The organism is Microvirga sp. P4_G7, from assembly GCF_056401005.1.
On sequence record NZ_JBFUKD010001111.1, the window covers coordinates 1 to 677 of the forward strand.

The window sequence follows — 677 nt, forward strand, 5'->3', positions numbered from 1 at the left end:
TCACAGAACGCCTCTCAACCGGAACGCCTCTCAACCGATGCGGATCGGGTGAAGGTGCTTGAGGCGGAGCGGGACGACCTGAACCGTGAAATCACAGACCTTCAATGGGCGTTGAAGCGGTCGGACGAGCGCGCCGAGATCGCCGAGCATTCCAACCTCAACAATCCCTGGGCAAATGCGGTCGAAATCGCTCAAACCGCAGAGGCTCAAGTCAAGAAATTGACTGAGGCGCTGAAGCCATTCGCCAACTTTCCCCGATGCGGCGCGCACGCGGGAGCGAAGTATAACGCGGACCCGGTTTATGCATTCGAGGGATATGAGCTGACGGTCGGCGACTTCCGCCGCGCCCGTGATGTGCTCGCCACGAACAAGGCGGGTGCGAAATGATTATCGTTCAGGAATGCGACTCGATTCTGGACATCGTTGGAGCAATTCGCGACGAGTATGTGTCCCGGCAGCGTGAGGCCCTAACACAGCTAGAGCTCCATGCCTCTCAAGGCGATGCGAAGGAGGCCTCACACTATTCGTGCGAAGCTGAGCGCCACGGAGCTGCTGTGTTGGCGTCCAGACGAATATTGGATTTGGTCTCCGCAAAGGTGGCAGCCCTGGAGAGCGCCCTTAGGGCCGAAGTTGCTATCCGGCAAGTGGCGGAACTGAAGCTCGAAGCCCTCGCCTCC

At 59.1% G+C, this 677-nt stretch carries 2 protein-coding genes; both read left to right on the forward strand.

The genetic code is table 11. The features are described from left to right. Nucleotides 1-387, forward strand: a 387-nt coding sequence (locus AC1DT3_RS23345; RefSeq protein ID WP_477467534.1) for a hypothetical protein, incomplete at its 5' end; no start/stop codon positions are given. Further along, nucleotides 384-677, forward strand: a 294-nt coding sequence (locus AC1DT3_RS23350) for a hypothetical protein (protein WP_477467535.1), incomplete at its 3' end; no start/stop codon positions are given. The genes AC1DT3_RS23345 and AC1DT3_RS23350, both read left to right, overlap by 4 nt.